Annotated in this window: 1 protein-coding gene; it reads left to right on the forward strand. The window is 43.6% G+C overall.

All coding sequences use genetic code 11. The features are described 5' to 3' along the window. Positions 1-88: 88 nt before the first annotated feature. Positions 89-1792 (forward strand): GH25 family lysozyme, encoded by a 1704-nt coding sequence (locus IJI01_RS05995; RefSeq protein ID WP_292187318.1) that lies wholly within the window; start codon positions 89-91, stop codon positions 1790-1792. Positions 1793-2073 lie beyond the last annotated feature (281 nt).

Consider the following 2073-nt stretch of genomic DNA (forward strand, 5'->3'; position numbering starts at 1 on the left):
ATGGCCTCTTTTTTCTTGCGTTGACTAGTAAACGGCTAACCCTTATAATTTACATGTTAAGAAAAACTTAAAATATGAGGGGAAAAGTATGTTTAAAAGTTTAAAGAAAGCCTTACTTTCTGTAGGTGCGCTTATCGGGGCAGTGGCGCTCCTGTCTTTATCACCTGTGGCCAAAGTGGATGTTTCTGCAAGAGGCCCAGAGATCGCAATGGGAGTTGATGTTTCCAAATATCAGGGAGGTATCAACTGGCAGCAGGTTAAGAATTCCGGTGTTAAATTCGCAATGATAAGGGTTGGTACCACCAAGAAGGGCATCGACGAGCAGTTCGTTAATAATATTGTTAATGCCAATGCTGCAGGTATCAGAACAGGTATCTATATTTATTCCTATGCTACAACTCCTGAGCAGGCAGCGGCTGAGGCCAATCTTGTACTGGCCTGGATTGCTCCTTATACAGTATCTTTCCCTATAGCAATAGATATAGAAGATTCCTGTCAGAAGGGACTTAACCCTGCGCAGCTTCAGGCTATCGCAGATACATTCTGTGGAATCATATATGCAAATGGTTATGAGCCAATGGTTTATGCCAGCAAGAACTGGTTCATGGGCAGAATGCCTGTTGTATCATCACCTAAGTGGGTTGCTCAGTATGGCAGCGCCTGCGAGTATCCTGGTGACTACGCTATGTGGCAGTCAACAAGTCATGGTTCAATAGCAGGTATTCCTTCAAGGGTTGATATCAACCACCTCTATGTTGATTATTTCAGCCGCATGATTCCTGAGGGCTTCAACAGCTACGGCGGTAACATTTACTACTACCACAATTACAGAAGGATGTCTGGCTGGCTCAATCTGTCAAACGGCAGATATCACGCAGATGCCAACGGTGTTATCAACGCCGGCTGGTTCCAGGATGAGTCTGGAATCTATTATCTCGATCCAACTCAGGGTGGACTTGCCAAGGTTGGTTTTGCAGACATAGATGGTAAAAGATATTTCTTTGATGCCAACGGTGTCAGAAGAACTGGTCTTATAGATGTAGGCGGAGCAATCTGCTATGCAGGCGAAGATGGTGTATGTCAGAAGGGACTTATTCCTCTTGCAGATGGTGTTCACTACTTTGATGATAACTATCTGATGCATGTTGGTCTTACACAGATTGGCAGCAAGCTTTACTACTTTAATGAAGCAGGTGTAATGCAGACAGGAATGCTTGCTTTTGAAATTGGTAAGTTTATGTTCGGAGCTGACGGAGCAGCCATCACAGGCTGGTTTGCCAACGAGCTTGGACAGATGTTTTACTTTGGACCAGATTACAAGGCTACAGTAGGTCTTACAACTATCGACAAGTCAGTTTATCTTTTTGGTAACGATGGTGTTATGTTTACTGGTTGGTCAGGCGATGTTGGAGCAAGATATTACTTCGGCGCTGATGGTAAGATGGTCAAGGGCTGGAGTGCTATTGATGGAAGAGCCTTCTACTTTGGACAGGATGGTCTCATGGCACTTGGACTTGCATCTCTCAAAGATGGCGTTTACTACTTTGATCCTACTGATGGACATATGGTTGTTGGATGGGTTCAGCTTCCTGATGGATGGAGATACTTCGATGCCAACAACGGTAGAATGCTCACCAAGGTATCAGCAGTTCTCGATAACGTAGAATGTACATTTGATAAGAATGGACTTTTAGTTGCTCCTGCCGGATGGGTTCCTGGAACTCCTGCTCCTGTAGATCCTACAGTTGTTGCACAGGCACCAGCACAGCCAACAACAGGAACTCCACAGTAATATATTTTAGAAACTTATTAAGAGCTTACGCAAAAAACGTAAGCTCTTTTCGCATTAATAAGTTAGTATAAAACAGCTAATTGTGATACAATGTAACGGCGAAAAAAATAGAAACGATAACTCAAAAGTGAGGGAATAGAAATGGATTTACAGAGCGCAAAGGCGAAACTTCAGCAGTATGGACAGGAGCACGTCCTTAAATACTACGATGAGCTTACAGAGGCTGAACAGAAGGATCTTCTTACACAGATCGAGGAGACAGATTTTGCAGTACTTGAGAA

This window comes from Butyrivibrio sp., assembly GCF_017433805.1.
Classification (GTDB): Bacteria; Bacillota; Clostridia; order Lachnospirales; family Lachnospiraceae; genus Butyrivibrio.